Genomic DNA, 15,857 nt, shown 5'->3' on the forward strand with positions numbered 1-15,857 from the left:
AAGGAGACCTCATGTCTGACTTGGTGACGGCCATTGTGCCCATCTACAATGTTGAAAAGTATCTGGACGCCTGTATTCAGAGTCTTTTAGCACAAACTTATCCCCAGCTGGAAATTCTTTTGGTGGATGATGGGGCGACAGACGCTTCTGGAGCGCTCTGTGAGGCCTGGGCGCAAAAAGACCCGCGCATTCGCGTCTTGCATAAGGCCAATGGCGGTCTGTCAGATGCTCGTAATTATGGCATTGCCCGTGCCAAGGGAGACTACCTAGTTTTTGTCGATGGTGACGACCGGGTGAAACCCACATTTATCGCAGAGCTCTACCAGGCCATTTCCCAGCAGCAGGCAGACCTAGCTCTGTGCTCTTTTGAGCTCGTCGATGACTCTTATCAGGCTTACAAAGATGAAATCTTAGATGCACCAGATGGGCTCAAAGATGGCCATGCCCTGCTCAATCGGGTTTTAGATGATGATGGCTATAAATACGTGGTCGCTTGGAATAAGATTTATCGCCGCGACATTTTTAGACAGCTCTTGTTTGAAAAAGGGAAAACCTATGAAGACGAGTATATGAATTTTCAGCTTTTTTGGCAGTATCGAAAGGTGGTTACCTTACAGACGCCACTTTACCAGTATGTCTGCCGTCCAGATAGCATTACCACATCGCAGATGACCCCTCAAAAGCTGTGGATGAAAACGCAAATGCAAGAGGAGCGTTTGGCCTTTTATCAGGATAAAGATAAGAGTCTGTATCTCAAGGCGGCTCAAGTCTATTGCAACTGGCTAGTGACCTGTTTTAAGGATAGCGCAGATTTGCTGGACAGTAAGGAAAAAAGATGTCTGCAGGTTCGTTTTCGACAAGTGGTCAAGACCTTGTTGCAGGCAAGAGTCAAGACACCTCTAGGGTTACGCTGTCAAAATAGCTTGGCTTACTTTAGTTTGCCCCTAGCAGGGCGAGTTAAGGCTCTGGTTAAGCGCCCATCTAGAAAGTAGGATCTTATGGCAATATTAGTTCTTGGAGGGGCAGGCTATATCGGTTCGCATATGGTGGATTATCTCCTGACGCAGACAGACCAGTCAGTTGTCGTCGTAGACAATCTCTCGACAGGACACCGGGAAGCCTTGCCTGAAGACCTCCCCTTTTATCAAGCGGACATGGCTGATCAAAAAGCGATGCGTCACGTCTTTGAGCAACACCCGGATGTGGATGCGGTCATGCATTTTGCAGCCTCTTCACTGGTTGCCGAGTCGATGGCCAAGCCCTTGGCCTATTTTGATAACAATCTGGTCGGTTTGGTGAAATTTTTGGAAGTCATGAAAGACTATCCCGTCAAGGATTTGATTTTTTCGTCTACGGCAGCGGTCTATGGATTGCCAGATGCCAACCCCATCACGGAAGAAAGGCAAAAAACCCCCATCAATCCCTACGGCGAAAGCAAACTCATGATGGAAAAGGTCATGGCCTGGGCTGAAACTGCCTATGGCATTCGCCATGTGGCCTTGCGCTATTTTAATGTAGCTGGTGCCAAACCTGATGGCAGTATCGGTGAGGACCATCGGTGTGAAACCCATTTGGTGCCTATCATCTTACAGGTAGCTCAGGGCCAGCGTCCGGAGGTGGCAATATTTGGTCAGGATTATGCGACACCAGATGGTACAAATATCCGTGATTATGTTCATCCGGTTGATTTGGCGCAGGCGCATTGGTTAGCGCTCGGCTATCTCAAAGAAGGTGGCGCCTCAACAGCCTTTAATTTGGGCTCATCGACAGGATTTTCCAATTTGGAAATACTAGAAGCAGCCCGCCGTGTCACAGGACAAGCCATCCCTGCCTGTCTGGCTGAGCGACGACCAGGGGACCCCGATACCTTGATAGCTTGCTCACAAAAAGCCCGTCAGACGCTTGGCTGGCGTCCGCAGTATGATACGATTGATGCTATGATTCAGTCTGCTTGGGCTTGGCACAAAAGTCACCCCCAAGGCTATGCCAGCAAACCGTCGCCATTCTAAAATCCCCTTGGCTTATCCAAGGGGATTTTAGAATGGCGACAGACTGATTTTATTGGTCAAAATGCTGCTAAAAAAGCCGTTTCTACTTGTCCTAAGCAGGGCCAAGGCTTTCAACTGTGAGAAAAAACGCTTGAAACAAAAGGGTTTCAAACGTTTGGAAATTGTGAAATCCTAGGGACAAAGTGAAGCTAGGCAAGCCGTCAGACATCTTTAGCGTCCCTTTGTCAGCTAAGGGGGTCTATCAAAAACTAAGGGAAGTTTCGGTTCATTTTTCTGCGCCCTTATTCAATCATGGCGTAGTGGGTCTGACCGCTGTAGTCTGGGTATGCAATCCAAATGTGGTTGTCATTGGTAAAACGTTGGGCAGCGGTGACACTGTCACCAGGGTTAAAGTAAAAGTCAGTCTCTGCAGACTCCTGTGGACTGGCCTTGACCGGAACCGTGTTTTTGAAGGTGTAAGTTCCCACAGAGATAGTATCGGTGTAGGACGGACTTGTTTGACTTGCTGGTGTCGTCTCTGAAGCCGTGCTAGAGTCTTGAGAAGAACTTGAGGCATTTTCTGCTGGGGTTGAACTGCTAGAAGCTGGTGTCGTCGATGACGGCGAAGACTGAGTCTGGCTGACCTTAGTCGAACTTGTGGAAGAAGTTGCTGATTGTCTTGTCGTCTGCTGGTTGCAGGCCACTAAACCAAGGCTGGCTAGAAGGAGAAGACCTGCTGCCAAACGGCCTTTTAAGGATTTTGTCATAAGAAGCTCCTTTCGTTTTTGACGTGGGAAAATTTACTCTTATTATAGCTTATTTTGAAGGGAAAGCCCTTGTTTTTTTAGATTTTTTTGGGATTTCTTTGAGGTCACCTTAAGTCAGTTGGATTATTGTTTTAGCAAGAAAAGACGATGCATGTAAAGGAGATTTCTCATGACATTACGACAAGATGCCAAAAAATACCTTGGGCTCTTTGCAGCCACAACAATCCTTGCGACGGCAAGCTTACCTTCTGTCGCAGTCTTTGCCCAGGAAACTGGCCAGGCAATGACAGTTGCAGCTGGGGGCGGGGGTGCCGATACCCAGTCCTATGACTATACGGGAACAACTAATGGGGTCTTGACGGCTAATGCGACCGAAACAAGCCTCGAAAATACAAGCGCAGAAAGCACCAGCTCTGCACAAAATGTGGCCTTGGCCCAAAATGCGGGAACCCTAAAGCTAAATAAGGTCACCCTGAACAAGTCAGGCGACGATGATGATGCGGACAATGACAATTTCTATGGCGTGAATTCCATCTTGTTAGCGGTCAATTCAGGCAGTAAGGCCTACCTTGGTGACTCTAGTCTATCAGCTAGCTCAACTGGGTCAAATGGGATTTTTGCGACAGACAAGGCCAGTGTCTATGCCAATAACTCCAGCATTACCACCACAGCAGATAACTCTCGGGGGCTTGATGCCACCTATGGCGGTAATATCCTTGCCAATAAGATGACCATCGCTACCCAGGGCGACCACAGCGCAGCGCTAGCCACGGACCGTGGTGGGGGAAATATTTCCGTTACCAACTCCCAATTGACGACGGCAGGTTCAGGCTCGCCCTTGTTGTATTCAACGGGAACCATTGAGGTGGACAATGTGACTGGGACAAGCTCAGGCAGTCAGCTGGCAGGGATGGAGGGGCTCAACACCATCCGGATTTATAACTCCCAGTTACAGTCTAGCCTGACGGGAACGACGGGCTCCGACCCTGTCGCCAACGGCGTTATTCTCTACCAATCCACCTCTGGGGATGCAGAGACAACAACCAGCGAGACGGCGCGTTTTGAAGCCAGTCAGTCCACCCTTTCATCGGCCATTAGCTCAGGCGCCATGTTCTATGTGACCAATACCAAGGCGAATGTCGTCTTATCTGATACGACCTTGGATTTTGACACCAGCAAGGCCAACCTTTTGACCATTGCAGGAAATGACAGCAATAACTGGGGAACGGCGGGCAGCAATGGGGCTACGGTCACCTTTACAGGGCTTAAACAGACCCTTAAGGGGAACATTTCTGTCGATACTATTTCGAGTTTGGACCTCTATCTCTTGGATGGGACAACTTATACAGGAAGCACGATGATTTCACAAAATGCGACCAATACCTCACCGACGACTAGCCCTATTACCGTGAATATTGATGGCAAATCCAAGTGGGTGGTTACAGGTGATTCGACCATTTCCAATCTTAACCTTGCCAAAGGTGGCCAAGTGGTCGATAGCGATGGCAAAACCGTTACCATCGTAGCCAACGGTCAAACGGTGGTAAAAGGTGAGAGTGACAAGACCGTGACGGTGACAGGGACTTATAGCACCACCGTTACAACTTCAGAAAACAATGCCTTATCTACCGACTACATCGACCGGACGGATTTTGATAACTATTACAAAACGAGCACGAGCTTTGGCAGCAATGCGTCTAACAGTGCTAGTAGCAGTAAAAGTAGCACTAGCCAGCAAAAAACAAAGGCAAGTCACAGTTACCTTCCCTATGCTTTAGCTGGTGGGGTGAGCCTTCTGGTCATCGGAGCAGGCACTGCCTTGCTGGTCAAAAAACGTGGCCATAAGAAAAATAAGTGACTGCTTTAGACCAGATATTGGCTTAAAAAATGAAAGAATTTTTCTCCCTATCCAAATAGAAGGGAAAAAGCCCAATCTCCCTAGGGTGATTAGTGACAGAGCTTTCAAAAAATGGTAAAATGAAGTGATTATACAAGAAATGAGGATTACTTCATGAAAGGAATCATTCTCGCTGGTGGTTCAGGAACTCGGCTGTACCCGCTCACCCGTGCTGCGTCTAAACAGCTGATGCCCGTCTACGATAAGCCAATGATTTACTACCCCCTCTCAACCCTGATGTTGGCAGGAATCAAGGATATCTTGATTATCTCTACCCCACAGGACTTGCCACGCTTTAAAGAGCTCTTGCAAGACGGTTCTGAGTTTGGGATTTCCCTCTCTTATGCGGAGCAACCTAGCCCAGACGGCTTGGCGCAAGCCTTTATCATCGGTGAAGAGTTCATCGGAGACGACCATGTTGCCCTTATTTTAGGGGATAATATCTACTATGGTCCTGGTCTGTCCAAGATGCTCCAAAGAGCAGAAGCCAAAGAAAAAGGGGCGACAGTCTTTGGTTACCAAGTCAAAGACCCTGAGCGTTTTGGTGTCGTTGAGTTTGACGAAAACATGAATGCCCTTTCTATCGAAGAAAAACCTGAGCATCCCAAGTCAAATTATGCTGTGACAGGCCTGTATTTCTATGACAATGATGTCGTTGAGATTGCCAAAAACATCAAGCCTAGCCCACGTGGTGAGCTAGAAATCACAGATGTCAATAAGGCCTACCTGGAACGTGGTGACCTGTCTGTGGAAATCATGGAACGTGGTTTTGCTTGGTTGGATACAGGAACCCATGAAAGTCTCCTAGAAGCGGCCCAATACATTGAGACCGTCCAACGGATGCAAAACCTTCAAGTGGCTAACTTAGAAGAAATTGCTTATCGGATGGGCTATATCACCAAAGATCAGGTTCGTGAACTGGCGCAACCCCTCAAGAAAAACGAATACGGGCAATACCTGCTCCGTCTGATTGGAGAAGCCTAATGACAGATAACTTTTTTGGTAAAACACTGCAAGCCAAGGCTATTGAGGCCATCCCAGGGATGTTAGAATTTGATATCCCTGTCCATGGGGACAACCGCGGTTGGTTCAAGGAAAATTTCCAAAAGGAAAAAATGCTTCCTCTAGGATTTCCTGAAAGTTTCTTTGCGGAAGGCAAGTTGCAAAACAACGTGTCCTTTTCACGGAAAAATGTTTTGCGTGGCCTTCATGCGGAGCCTTGGGACAAGTACATCTCAGTTGCAGATGAAGGGAAGGTTCTGGGGTCTTGGGTTGACCTCCGTGAAGGAGAAAGCTTCGGAAATGTTTACCAGACCGTGATTGATGCTTCCAAGGGTATTTTCGTCCCTCGCGGTGTCGCGAATGGTTTCCAAGTCTTGTCTGATAAGGTGTCTTATAGCTACTTGGTCAATGACTACTGGGCTCTAGAGCTCAAGCCAAAATACGCTTTCGTCAACTATGCTGACCCAAGCCTAGGCATCCAGTGGGAAAACTTAGCAGAAGCAGAAGTCTCAGAAGCAGACAAGAACCATCCTTTGCTCAAAGACGTCAAACCATTAAAAGCAGAAGATTTGTAAAAATGTTGCTCTTAAAACAATCAAGAACATCATTATATAGTTTTTAGCTTTGCTATAAACGAGCGAAGCGAGCTATATGCTTAGCTTTCCGCCGTGAGAAAAGCACCTGAACTATTTTGTTTCAGGTGCTCGGAAGTTTTGAGACATTAGGCTCAAAACTTAGTCATGGAACTTCGAAGAAGTTAGCTGACGTCCGTACTCACCTAAGGAAAGCTAAAAAAAGATTGATTTAAGAAACAATCAAAACTAAAAACTATTTGGAGAAGAAATGACTGAATACAAAAACATCATCGTGACAGGTGGGGCTGGTTTCATCGGTTCTAACTTTGTCCACTATGTCTATAACAACTTCCCAGACGTGCATATCACCGTTTTGGACAAGCTCACCTATGCGGGGAACCGGGCCAATATCGAGGAAATCCTGGGCGACCGCGTGGAGTTGGTCGTAGCAGATATTGCGGATGCAGAAGCCGTTGACAAGTTAGCCGCTAAGGCTGACGCTATCGTCCACTACGCCGCAGAAAGCCATAATGACAATTCATTGAACGACCCATCTCCTTTCATCCATACCAACTTTATCGGGACTTACACCTTGCTAGAAGCGGCTCGCAAATACGATATCCGTTTCCACCACGTGTCTACGGATGAAGTCTACGGTGACCTGCCTTTGCGTGAGGACTTACCAGGACATGGCGAAGGCCCAGGGGAAAAATTCACGGCGGAAACCAAGTACAACCCAAGTTCGCCTTATTCATCAACCAAGGCAGCCTCTGACTTGATCGTTAAGGCTTGGGTGCGTTCTTTTGGTGTCAAAGCAACTATTTCCAACTGTTCTAACAACTACGGTCCTTACCAACACATCGAAAAATTCATTCCACGTCAAATTACCAACATCCTCTCTGGAATCAAACCAAAACTTTACGGTGAGGGGAAAAATGTGCGTGACTGGATCCACACCAATGACCACTCTTCAGGTGTCTGGACCATCTTGACCAAGGGTGAGATTGGTGAAACTTATCTGATCGGTGCGGACGGTGAAAAGAACAACAAGGAAGTCTTAGAGCTTATCCTCAAAGAAATGGGACAAGCGCCTGACGCTTACGACCACGTCACAGACCGTGCAGGTCACGACTTGCGCTATGCCATCGACGCTAGCAAGCTTCGTGATGAGCTCGGTTGGCGCCCAGAATTCACCAACTTCGAAGAAGGCCTCAAAGAAACCATCAAATGGTACACAGATAACCAAGACTGGTGGAAAGCTGAAAAAGAAGCCGTCGAAGCCAACTATGCGAAAACGCAAGAAGTGCTTAAATAAACAAAAAATCAACTCAGGAAAACCTGGGTTGATTTTTTTGCTGAGAAGTGGTTAGAGGCTTTTGTCGGTTAACTGTCAAAGTCTGCCTTGCTTTTGGTATCTGCGTACTCCTCGGCAACTTCTTGGGCTAGAATGCTGTCATAGTCTGCTAGGGTGATGTTTTGTCCGTATTTTTGTCTTAGGGCGGTCGTCACTAGGCGATAGGCAAGGCGTGGGTTGCGAGAGAGGATAGGCCCATGGAAATAGGAACCAAAGACATTTTTATAGTGCACGCCTTCCGTTTGGTCTTGGCCATTGTTACCATTTCCGTAGGCGCAGACGCCCAGAGGCTTTTCATCATCGGCTAAGAAAGTCCGGCCTTGATGGTTTTCAAAACCATAGTAAGTTTCGTCGAAGGCTTGGTTATAAATTTTGATGTCTCCGATAAATCGGTTGTTTTCCTGATTGAGGGTATAGTGCTTTAAAATACCCAGGCCATCAATCTTTTGACCATCTGCTTGGACATAATATTGCCCTAGGAGCTGGAAACCGCCACAGATAGCTAGGAGGGTTCCTTCGCTTTGGATATAGCGCTCCAGTTCAGCCCGTTTTTGAGGGAGGTCTTTGGCGACGATGGTCTGCTCGTAGTCTTGTCCGCCACCAAAAAAGGCGAGTTGGTAGTCATCCGCGGAAAAGTCGTCTCCCAGGGAAACAATATCCACACGGACCTTGGCCCCAAGTTTTTCAGCAACGTATTTGAGCATGAGCACATTTCCATTGTCTCCATAGGTATTCATCAAGTCCCCATAGAGGTGAGCAATGGCAAGTTCGTACTGAGCTTCCTGGTTTTCAGGGGATTCTAAAGAGGTATAAACCATTTAACGCATCTCCTTATTGACTGCTTGGTGACTGGCCAGCAATTCCCGAAAGGCTAGCATGGCCGTATAGGTCGCTAGGATGTAGGCATGCTGGGTCTTTTGAGTCTTGATGGCTTCAAAGATAGCCTTGAGGTCGGCCATCTCGCTAATGTCTTGGCTAGGGTAGCCTGTCACCCGTAAGCGACGGGCGATTTCGGAATGTCTGACACCCCCCGCATAGATTTCAGGGATAGGCATGTCTGTAATGTGTTCAAAGTTGACATCCCAAATCCAGCTGGTGTCGATACCGTCGGCATAGTTGGCGTTGAGCAGGACAGACAGGGAAAAGTCATAGTCAGATAAGGCAATCATGTCCAAGGCTTGGTTGGCACCGACAGGGTTTTTAATAAGAACCAAGGTACAGTCCTTGTCCCCGATTTGGAAGGTTTCTTGCCGACCAAAGACAGCCCGACTCTTTTCAAAGCCAGCCTTGATGGTTTCAGGAGCAATGCCAAAAAATTCTGCCACTGCCACAGCTGCTAAGGCGTTATAAATATTGTAGAGGCCCCCAACCTTGATGCGGTAGTCCTGACCGTCAATGGTGAAGTCAGCTGAGGTATTTGTGATGGCCTTGAGGGATGTCAAGCGGTAGTCTAGTTCAGGCCGCTTAAAGTCACAGTTGGGGCAAGAGTAGTCTCCCAGATTGGCATAGGTATTGAGCCGATAAGTCAAAATGGATTGACACTTGGGACAAAGAACCCCCTCAGTGTTGTAATGCGTCCGCCTTGGCTCAGTCTTTTCCGTGTCAAAACCGTAGTAGCGCACAGGATTGACCACCTCTTTGGAATGAAAGAGCGGGCTATCCCCATTGGCCAAAATAGTGGCATGCGGTGCTTGGGCAGCGCCGTCTAAAATCATCTGGTAGGTGGTGTAGATTTCGCCATAGCGGTCCATTTGGTCACGGAAAATATTGGTAAAGACAAAAAGGCTAGGTGTGATATAGCGCGTGACCTTGGCAAGGCTGGCTTCATCAATCTCTAAAACGGCAATTTTTTTACCTGATTTGGCCTTTTTTGCCGTCAAAAACGTAGCCGTAATCCCTGAAATCATGTTGGCGCCACTGGTATTTGTCACCACTTGGCCATAAGCTTCTTGCAAGATACCAACGGTCAAGGCTGTCGTCAGTGTCTTCCCATTGGTTCCTGTGATGACCACGATTTCATAGTCTTTGGCTAAAGTCTGTAAAATATCTGGGTCCATTTTGAGTGCCAATTTTCCTGGTAGGGTTGACCCTCGGCCCATCCGGCTAAGGATGGCGTGTGAACTTTTTCCGGCAAGTATGCCTAAACATGTCTGTAGTTTCATACTTGTTATTCTACCAAAAAAAATAAGGAAGGAGACAGGAAAAACATCTCTTTCGTGGTATAATAAAGGCACTACTAATCTAGAAAGGGTGTCAGGGCTTGCTGTCTTTTTTTTCCAGTGATTTTTTCACTAATTTAGTTGCCTCACCACAGGTCATCGTGGTCAATCTGCTTGACATTGCGATTGTGGCCTGGGTGATTTATCGTCTCATCAAATCTCTGATGGGAACACGGGTAATGACCCTCATTCAAGGGGTGATTCTCTTTTTAGCCATTCGCTTTGTGGCGCAATGGATTGGCCTCACTACAGTCACATGGCTTATCAACCAAGTTGTCACTTATGGTGTCATTGCTGCCGTTGTGATTTTTGCACCAGAAATTCGGGGCTTTTTAGAAAAGTTTGGACGCACACCGCAATATTTTATCCAAACACGTCAGGTCTCTAATGAAGAAAAGATGATTACAGCTTTCGTTGAAGCTGCCAAATACATGAGCCCACGTAAGATAGGGGCTCTGGTCTCTGTTGAGAGAACCCAGACCTTACAAGAGTATATTACGACAGGTATCCCTTTAGATGCGGATATCTCAAGTCAACTCTTAATCAATATCTTTATTCCCAATACCCCCCTCCATGATGGGGCAGTTATCATCAAGGGAGATAAGATTGTGACGGCTTCATCTTACCTGCCTCTCACAGAAAGTTCAGGCATTTCGAAAGAATTTGGAACCCGTCACCGAGCGGCCATTGGCCTGTCTGAAGCAACAGATGCCTTTACGTTTGTCCTTTCTGAGGAGACAGGTGGCATCTCGGTTGCCTATAAGGGAAACTTCCAGCATGATTTGAGCTATGAAGCCTTTGAACTCTTACTACGTGAGGTTTTTGTGACGGGTGAAGAGGCCCCAAGAACCCTCTGGCAGAAACTAGGGAGGAAAAAGCGATGAAAAAAGTTTTGAGAAAAATTTTTTCGGCACAAACGTCTTATGCCCTAGTCTCCCTCTTTTTTGCCATTGTCTTGTTTTTGACAGCCTATTCCACAAGTTATAATGGGCGTGATTTACAGACCCATGAGACCTTTTCGGCCAATGTTGAAAATGTGCCCATTGATATCAAGTACGATAGTGACAAGTATTTCATCTCGGGTTATTCCTATGAAGCGGAAGTTTATCTGACCTCGACCAACCGTGTCAAACTGGATTCGGAAATTTCAAGCAGTACCCGTAAGTTTAAGGTGGTCGCTGACTTGACCAATGCGGACACCGGGGTGACAACTGTTAAGCTCCAAATCAAGGATTTACCAAGTGACGTGACGGCCCGAGTTACCCCAGGCACCATGTCTGTCACCATTGGCAAGAAAAAGTCCAAGACCTTCAAGGTCCTGCCTCGCGTCGATGAGGACCAGCTTGCAGCAGGTTATCAGTTGGAAAAAGCAAGTAGTAATCTGTCCGAAGTTACGGTCACTAGCGACGAGGATAGCCTAGAGCAAATTGACCATGTTGAAGCGGTCCTGCCGTCTAATAAGGTGCTGTCAGACAACTATTCAGGTCAAGCTAACTTGCAGGCAGTTTCCGCAGATGGAACGGTTATTTCGAGCATTATTGACCCTTCTAAAGCAACCTTGGATGTGCAAGTGAAAAAACTGACCAAGGTCGTGCCGGTTGTCGTTAATCTGACCGGCCAAAAGGCAGAAGGGGTCTCTGAGGTGAAGTACCAAAGCTCGGTTAGCTCGGCTACCATTTCTGGCGACCAAGAGGCTTTGGACAAGGTTAGCCAAATTTCTGTCACTATTGATATTTCTAATGTCACAAAATCGCAATCTAAAAGTGTTACACTAAGTGCGGATGGGGTGACGGTTGAGCCTGAAAAGGCTACTATCGCCCTCTCGGTGACCAAATAAACGGAGAAATGAAAGGATGAAGCGACAGGCGTCGCAACGATAATTATGGGAAAATATTTTGGAACGGATGGCGTTCGTGGAGAAGCCAATGTTGAATTAACACCAGAATTAGCTTTTAAACTAGGGCGGTTTGGTGGTTATGTCCTCAGTCAACACGAGACAGACACACCGCGAGTCTTTGTCGGACGGGACACCCGTATTTCAGGTGAGATGTTGGAATCTGCCTTAGTTGCGGGTCTTCTTTCTGTAGGGATTGAGGTTTATCGCTTGGGTGTTTTGGCAACTCCAGCAGTTGCCTATCTGGTTCGCACAGAAAAAGCCAGCGCTGGTGTCATGATTTCAGCTAGCCACAATCCAGCTTTGGATAACGGGATTAAATTCTTTGGTGGCGATGGCTTTAAACTAGATGATGAGCGAGAATTGGAAATCGAAGCCCTTCTAGATGCTAGCGAAGATACCTTACCTCGCCCTAGTGCCGATGGTCTGGGACGGCTTGTTGATTACCCAGAAGGGCTGCGTAAGTACGAAAAATTCCTCGTATCGACAGGTGTCGCCTTGGATGGCCTTAAGGTTGCTTTGGATGCGGCCAATGGTTCTGCTTCAACGTCAGCACGTGATATTTTTGTCGATCTTGGGGCAAATATCAGCGTGATTGGTGAAGATCCCGATGGCTTAAATATTAATGCTGGTGTGGGTTCCACCCATCCCGAACGCCTGCAAGCTTTGGTTAAAGAAACAGGTGCAGCAGTTGGGCTAGCTTTTGATGGGGATAGTGATCGTCTCATTGCTGTGGACGAAACAGGTGCCATTGTCGATGGTGACAAGATTATGTACATCATTGGCAAATACCTGTCCGAAAAAGGGGAATTAGCAAAAAATACCATTGTCACAACAGTCATGTCCAACCTTGGTTTTCATAAGGCCTTGGACCGGGAAAATATAGCCAAAGCGGTAACGGCTGTTGGGGACCGCTATGTTGTTGAAGAAATGCGAAAATCTGGCTACACCTTGGGTGGTGAGCAGTCTGGCCATGTCATTATCATGACTTACAACACAACAGGTGATGGGCAGTTGACTGGTGTGCAACTGACCAAGGTTATGAAAGAAACGGGTAAGACTTTGTCAGAGCTGGCCAGCGAAGTAACGATCTACCCTCAAAAACTCGTCAATATCCGTGTGGCTAACGACATGAAAGCGAAGGCCATGGAAGTGCCTGAAATTGCAGCGATTATCCAAAAGATGGAAGCTGAAATGGCCGGCAATGGCCGGATTCTGGTCCGTCCAAGTGGGACAGAACCTCTCTTGCGGGTGATGGCAGAAGCGCCGACAGATGCCGAAGTATCTTATTACGTCGACACCATTGCCAAGGTGGTTGAAAATACGATTGGTATTGATTAAAAAAGAACAATAATAAACAAGCATGTTGTTTGCTTTGCTGGCAAATCAACATGCTTTTTCTTTATTTAAAAATCTATCGTATTATGTCTGTAAAACGTCTTAAAAGAACCTGAAAATCAAGAGATTTTCAGCGGTAAAATCCTCTAAACATGTTACAATAGTCTTGTTGAAAAAACGCTTTCAGATGACAACCATGACATTTTCATGACAATATTTAATCATGAAGCTTTCTTTCATGGAAAAGGTCAGCTCAAAGCAGCAATTTTTGTTATCTTCTAGCCATTGGCTTCATAAATACATGTCAGAAAGGAGATTGAAAAATGGCTTTTTGGAAGACAAAAAAAGGACAATGGGGGATGCTTACCGCTGGTTCAGCTATCCTTGGTTTACTGGTCGGAGCGACTTTGCTCAATCCACCAACGGCTCATGTCCAAGCAGAAGGAAACGGTGAACAGGTTCAGCAGGCGCATTTGACTACGGCTCATGGCTGGTCAAACGACCTCCAAACCATCGTCTGGAATGACGCAGGCTACTACGATGTTTACTTCCTACATTCTGAAGATGGTGCCACCAATCCGTTTGGTAGCTCTGGTCAAGACTGGGTACACACAACGACCTCAGATTTCTTGCATTATGGTGAGCAAAATAGTGCTATTCCTGCCAGTGGTGGCGATGACACCCAAGGCTGGCAGTCTGCCTGGACAGGAAGTATTGTGACCAATACAGGTAATATCCCCAATGTTCCCGTGGGGGCAAAAGTTGCTTATTTTACAGGTATTCGCAAATCCGATAAAACTCAAAATATTTATGCCAGCTATTCTCAGGATAACGGTCGGACCTTCACCCAACCGCTCAATGATGGCAAACCTGTAGCGGATGTCTCCAATGCCAACAACAAGACAGATTTTCGTGACCCTGCGGTTTACTACTGGCAAAATAAAATGCTCATGTATGTGGCTGAAGGTTCTGAGATTGGGGTTTACCAATCTACGGACGGGGTAACTTGGAGTCTGGCAGACCCAAGTGGCGGGTCAAAAATTTTGGCGTCTACTTTCTTTTACGGTCACAGCTGGGATGGAAATGCGCCAGTTGAGTGCCCTGTGATTAAAACCATGCAGACACCGAGTGGTGAAAGCAAGCAAGTTTTGATTTTTGGGGCAAAGGACGCTTCTGTCGGAGAGACCACAGGGACTTACTATGAAGTGGGGCATTTGGATGCCAACGGACTCTTTGTGACTGAAACAACCGCTAAACGCTTGGACCAAGGGTCAGATTTCTACGGTGCCAATACCAATGGGTCTGATACCATCGACACTGTCAATCATAGCCTGATTGCCCTTGGTTGGGTCGGCAACTGGAACTATTTCACAACAGGTGTCCACACCGACCAAAACGCTAGCAGTGAATTTGTGCATCGCTTAGGTTCTTATTCCAGCGCTCGCGAAGTCCAACTGACAGATGGCTTGACCCTTACGTCAAGCTTGATGATTCCTAAGGCAGCGACAAGAGATAGCGTGACCTATAGCAATGTCACCAAAGATGCCCCAAAATCTCAGTCAGGCCAGCAATGGGTTGACCGTGAAGATACCAATGGTCACGTTTATGGCCTTTATGATATCCCTAACCAGTCTGCAGCTCAGTATTACCAGTTGACTTTTAGCTCTAGCCAAGCCAGCTACAAGGGCCGTATCTATATTGATATCTGGCAGGGTGAGGATTATGTCCGCTTTAATTACGATCCGTCTAATGGCAAATACAATGTCAAGGCCTATGCGGCAGAACTCAATAACGGAACCAATGGCCAAGTCTCATCAGACTATTACCGCAATGGTCTCTTGGGCAATGGCAATGGCTACCTGGCTGATAGTGGCCTGTCAGGTCAGCAGTCTATTACCCTAACGGTGGTCACAGATACTAACAGTGTGGAATTCGCTTTTCCAAATGGGCAAATCTACACAGTGTCTCGTTTTAACACATCAGGTGTTCAGGACTTTAAGATTTTCACTGAAGACCCTGATAATGCCAATCAGGTCACAATCACACAGGCCAATTTGCAATAGGCCGAATGCAGTTAGTAGGAGATGAAAGAAAAACGCTTCATTTTCCTGAATGTCTAAAAAGCAGACGAGAGGACTCGTCTGCTTTTTTATAACTAGATAGGCTTCTAAAAAATGTCTTCAACACCATTTAGTGGTCGAAAATAATTTCCATTGTGGTTTCCTGAGGCTGCATGCCTTGACCTTGGTAAAAGCGCAGGGCTCCAGCATTCGCCTGCCAGACATTGAGGGTCAGATTATAGCAACCAATCTCTTGGGCGTAATTTTTCGCAAAAGCAAAGAGTTGGTCACCGATTTTTTGACCACGCGCCTGACTGTCCACGCAAAGGTCCTCGATAAAGACGGTTTTGACCGGTTTGAGGGCACCATGGTCTTTGGGCTCTTTGATTGTGATAAAGAGGTGGCCTAAGACGTGACCTGCTTCATCCTCGTAGACAAAGATGGGGGTCTCTGGTTTGGTCATTAGGTCTGCTAAGTCCTGGTCGGTGTATTTGCTCCCAGAGTCCTTAAACAAATCAGGCCGTGCTTGGTGGTGAACGCTTAAAATCTGCTGCAACAAGCCTTGCAAGGCAGGGATGTCAGCGGGCCGAGCTAAACGAATTGGCATAAAGTACTCCTTTTCTTGTGCATTAGCTCCCATATTATAGGAACTTGCCTCTTCTTTGTCAAGTTGCATTAGCTGGTCCAAGACCTAAAAAAGGCTGTGGAAGTATGCTTAGGCATTGAGGCCTAGCCTGTCTTGTGCTATAATGAAAGGCGATTG

Annotated in this window: 14 protein-coding genes; 10 read left to right on the forward strand and 4 right to left on the reverse strand. The window is 46.9% G+C overall.

Annotated features, from left to right (window positions below):
- Positions 1-11: 11 nt before the first annotated feature.
- A complete protein-coding gene (locus STRDD12_RS00480; RefSeq protein WP_066913879.1) occupies positions 12-992 on the forward strand; it encodes a glycosyltransferase family 2 protein in 981 nt (326 codons plus the stop codon).
- Positions 993-998: 6 nt separating this feature from the next.
- A complete protein-coding gene (gene galE, locus STRDD12_RS00485; protein ID WP_066913881.1) occupies positions 999-2,009 on the forward strand; it encodes a UDP-glucose 4-epimerase GalE in 1,011 nt (336 codons plus the stop codon).
- Between the two features lie 281 nt (positions 2,010-2,290).
- Here the strand turns inward: galE and STRDD12_RS00490 are convergent, their stop codons facing one another.
- A complete protein-coding gene (locus STRDD12_RS00490) occupies positions 2,291-2,755 on the reverse strand; it encodes an SH3 domain-containing protein (RefSeq protein WP_066913883.1) in 465 nt (154 codons plus the stop codon).
- A 169-nt stretch (positions 2,756-2,924) separates the two neighbouring features.
- Between STRDD12_RS00490 and STRDD12_RS00495 the strand changes: the two genes are divergently transcribed.
- From STRDD12_RS00495 to rfbB, 4 genes are all read left to right on the forward strand, one after another.
- Positions 2,925-4,613 carry an adhesin gene (locus STRDD12_RS00495; protein ID WP_066913885.1) on the forward strand — a complete coding sequence of 563 codons (1,689 nt, stop codon included), beginning with the start codon at positions 2,925-2,927 and terminating at the stop codon, positions 4,611-4,613.
- A 153-nt stretch (positions 4,614-4,766) separates the two neighbouring features.
- Positions 4,767-5,636, forward strand: a complete 870-nt coding sequence (rfbA, locus tag STRDD12_RS00500) for a glucose-1-phosphate thymidylyltransferase RfbA (protein ID WP_066913886.1) — start codon at positions 4,767-4,769, stop codon at positions 5,634-5,636.
- A complete protein-coding gene (locus STRDD12_RS00505; protein WP_066913889.1) occupies positions 5,636-6,229 on the forward strand; it encodes a dTDP-4-dehydrorhamnose 3,5-epimerase family protein in 594 nt (197 codons plus the stop codon). Before rfbA ends, STRDD12_RS00505 begins: the two co-directional genes overlap by 1 nt.
- A gap of 268 nt (positions 6,230-6,497) precedes the next feature.
- Complete coding sequence (rfbB, locus tag STRDD12_RS00510) at positions 6,498-7,544, forward strand: dTDP-glucose 4,6-dehydratase (protein ID WP_066913891.1); 1,047 nt, start codon at positions 6,498-6,500, stop codon at positions 7,542-7,544.
- A gap of 68 nt (positions 7,545-7,612) precedes the next feature.
- Here rfbB and gatD read toward each other — a convergent pair whose 3' ends face one another.
- Both gatD and murT read right to left on the reverse strand, forming a co-directional pair.
- Positions 7,613-8,401, reverse strand: coding sequence for a lipid II isoglutaminyl synthase subunit GatD (gatD, locus tag STRDD12_RS00515; RefSeq protein WP_066913893.1), 789 nt, complete (start codon positions 8,399-8,401; stop codon positions 7,613-7,615).
- Entirely contained in the window at positions 8,402-9,745 is a 1,344-nt protein-coding gene (murT, locus tag STRDD12_RS00520; RefSeq protein WP_066913895.1) for a lipid II isoglutaminyl synthase subunit MurT, read from the reverse strand. It lies immediately after the preceding gene.
- Positions 9,746-9,843: 98 nt separating this feature from the next.
- On the opposite strand from murT, the gene cdaA reads away from it, so the two are divergent.
- From cdaA to STRDD12_RS00540, 4 genes are all read left to right on the forward strand, one after another.
- Positions 9,844-10,686 carry a diadenylate cyclase CdaA gene (cdaA, locus tag STRDD12_RS00525; RefSeq protein WP_066913897.1) on the forward strand — a complete coding sequence of 281 codons (843 nt, stop codon included), beginning with the start codon at positions 9,844-9,846 and terminating at the stop codon, positions 10,684-10,686.
- Complete coding sequence (locus STRDD12_RS00530; protein ID WP_156471421.1) at positions 10,683-11,639, forward strand: CdaR family protein; 957 nt, start codon at positions 10,683-10,685, stop codon at positions 11,637-11,639. Before cdaA ends, STRDD12_RS00530 begins: the two co-directional genes overlap by 4 nt.
- A 45-nt stretch (positions 11,640-11,684) precedes the next feature.
- Complete coding sequence (glmM, locus tag STRDD12_RS00535) at positions 11,685-13,037, forward strand: phosphoglucosamine mutase (protein WP_066913899.1); 1,353 nt, start codon at positions 11,685-11,687, stop codon at positions 13,035-13,037.
- A 320-nt stretch (positions 13,038-13,357) separates the two neighbouring features.
- On the forward strand, positions 13,358-15,097 hold the full coding sequence (locus tag STRDD12_RS00540) for a glycoside hydrolase family protein (RefSeq protein WP_231853433.1): 1,740 nt from the start codon (positions 13,358-13,360) through the stop codon (positions 15,095-15,097).
- Between the two features lie 127 nt (positions 15,098-15,224).
- On the opposite strand, the gene STRDD12_RS00545 is transcribed toward STRDD12_RS00540, so the two are convergent.
- Positions 15,225-15,701, reverse strand: coding sequence for a GNAT family N-acetyltransferase (locus STRDD12_RS00545; protein ID WP_066916160.1), 477 nt, complete (start codon positions 15,699-15,701; stop codon positions 15,225-15,227).
- Between the last annotated feature and the right edge of the window lie 156 nt (positions 15,702-15,857).

This window comes from Streptococcus sp. DD12, assembly GCF_001578885.1.
Taxonomy (GTDB): Bacteria; Bacillota; Bacilli; order Lactobacillales; family Streptococcaceae; genus Streptococcus.

What these genes read in the sequence shown, in the direction of transcription:
- STRDD12_RS00480 (WP_066913879.1), top strand. Translation starts at nt 12, where the DNA reads ATGTCTGACTTGGTGACGGCCATTGTGCCCATCTACAATGTTGAAAAG.
- galE (WP_066913881.1), top strand. Translation starts at nt 999, where the DNA reads ATGGCAATATTAGTTCTTGGAGGGGCAGGCTATATCGGTTCGCATATG.
- STRDD12_RS00490 (WP_066913883.1), bottom strand. Translation starts at nt 2,755, where the DNA reads ATGACAAAATCCTTAAAAGGCCGTTTGGCAGCAGGTCTTCTCCTTCTA.
- STRDD12_RS00495 (WP_066913885.1), top strand. Translation starts at nt 2,925, where the DNA reads ATGACATTACGACAAGATGCCAAAAAATACCTTGGGCTCTTTGCAGCC.
- rfbA (WP_066913886.1), top strand. Translation starts at nt 4,767, where the DNA reads ATGAAAGGAATCATTCTCGCTGGTGGTTCAGGAACTCGGCTGTACCCG.
- STRDD12_RS00505 (WP_066913889.1), top strand. Translation starts at nt 5,636, where the DNA reads ATGACAGATAACTTTTTTGGTAAAACACTGCAAGCCAAGGCTATTGAG.
- rfbB (WP_066913891.1), top strand. Translation starts at nt 6,498, where the DNA reads ATGACTGAATACAAAAACATCATCGTGACAGGTGGGGCTGGTTTCATC.
- gatD (WP_066913893.1), bottom strand. Translation starts at nt 8,401, where the DNA reads ATGGTTTATACCTCTTTAGAATCCCCTGAAAACCAGGAAGCTCAGTAC.
- murT (WP_066913895.1), bottom strand. Translation starts at nt 9,745, where the DNA reads ATGAAACTACAGACATGTTTAGGCATACTTGCCGGAAAAAGTTCACAC.
- STRDD12_RS00530 (WP_156471421.1), top strand. Translation starts at nt 10,683, where the DNA reads ATGAAAAAAGTTTTGAGAAAAATTTTTTCGGCACAAACGTCTTATGCC.
- glmM (WP_066913899.1), top strand. Translation starts at nt 11,685, where the DNA reads ATGGGAAAATATTTTGGAACGGATGGCGTTCGTGGAGAAGCCAATGTT.
- STRDD12_RS00540 (WP_231853433.1), top strand. Translation starts at nt 13,358, where the DNA reads ATGGCTTTTTGGAAGACAAAAAAAGGACAATGGGGGATGCTTACCGCT.
- STRDD12_RS00545 (WP_066916160.1), bottom strand. Translation starts at nt 15,701, where the DNA reads ATGCCAATTCGTTTAGCTCGGCCCGCTGACATCCCTGCCTTGCAAGGC.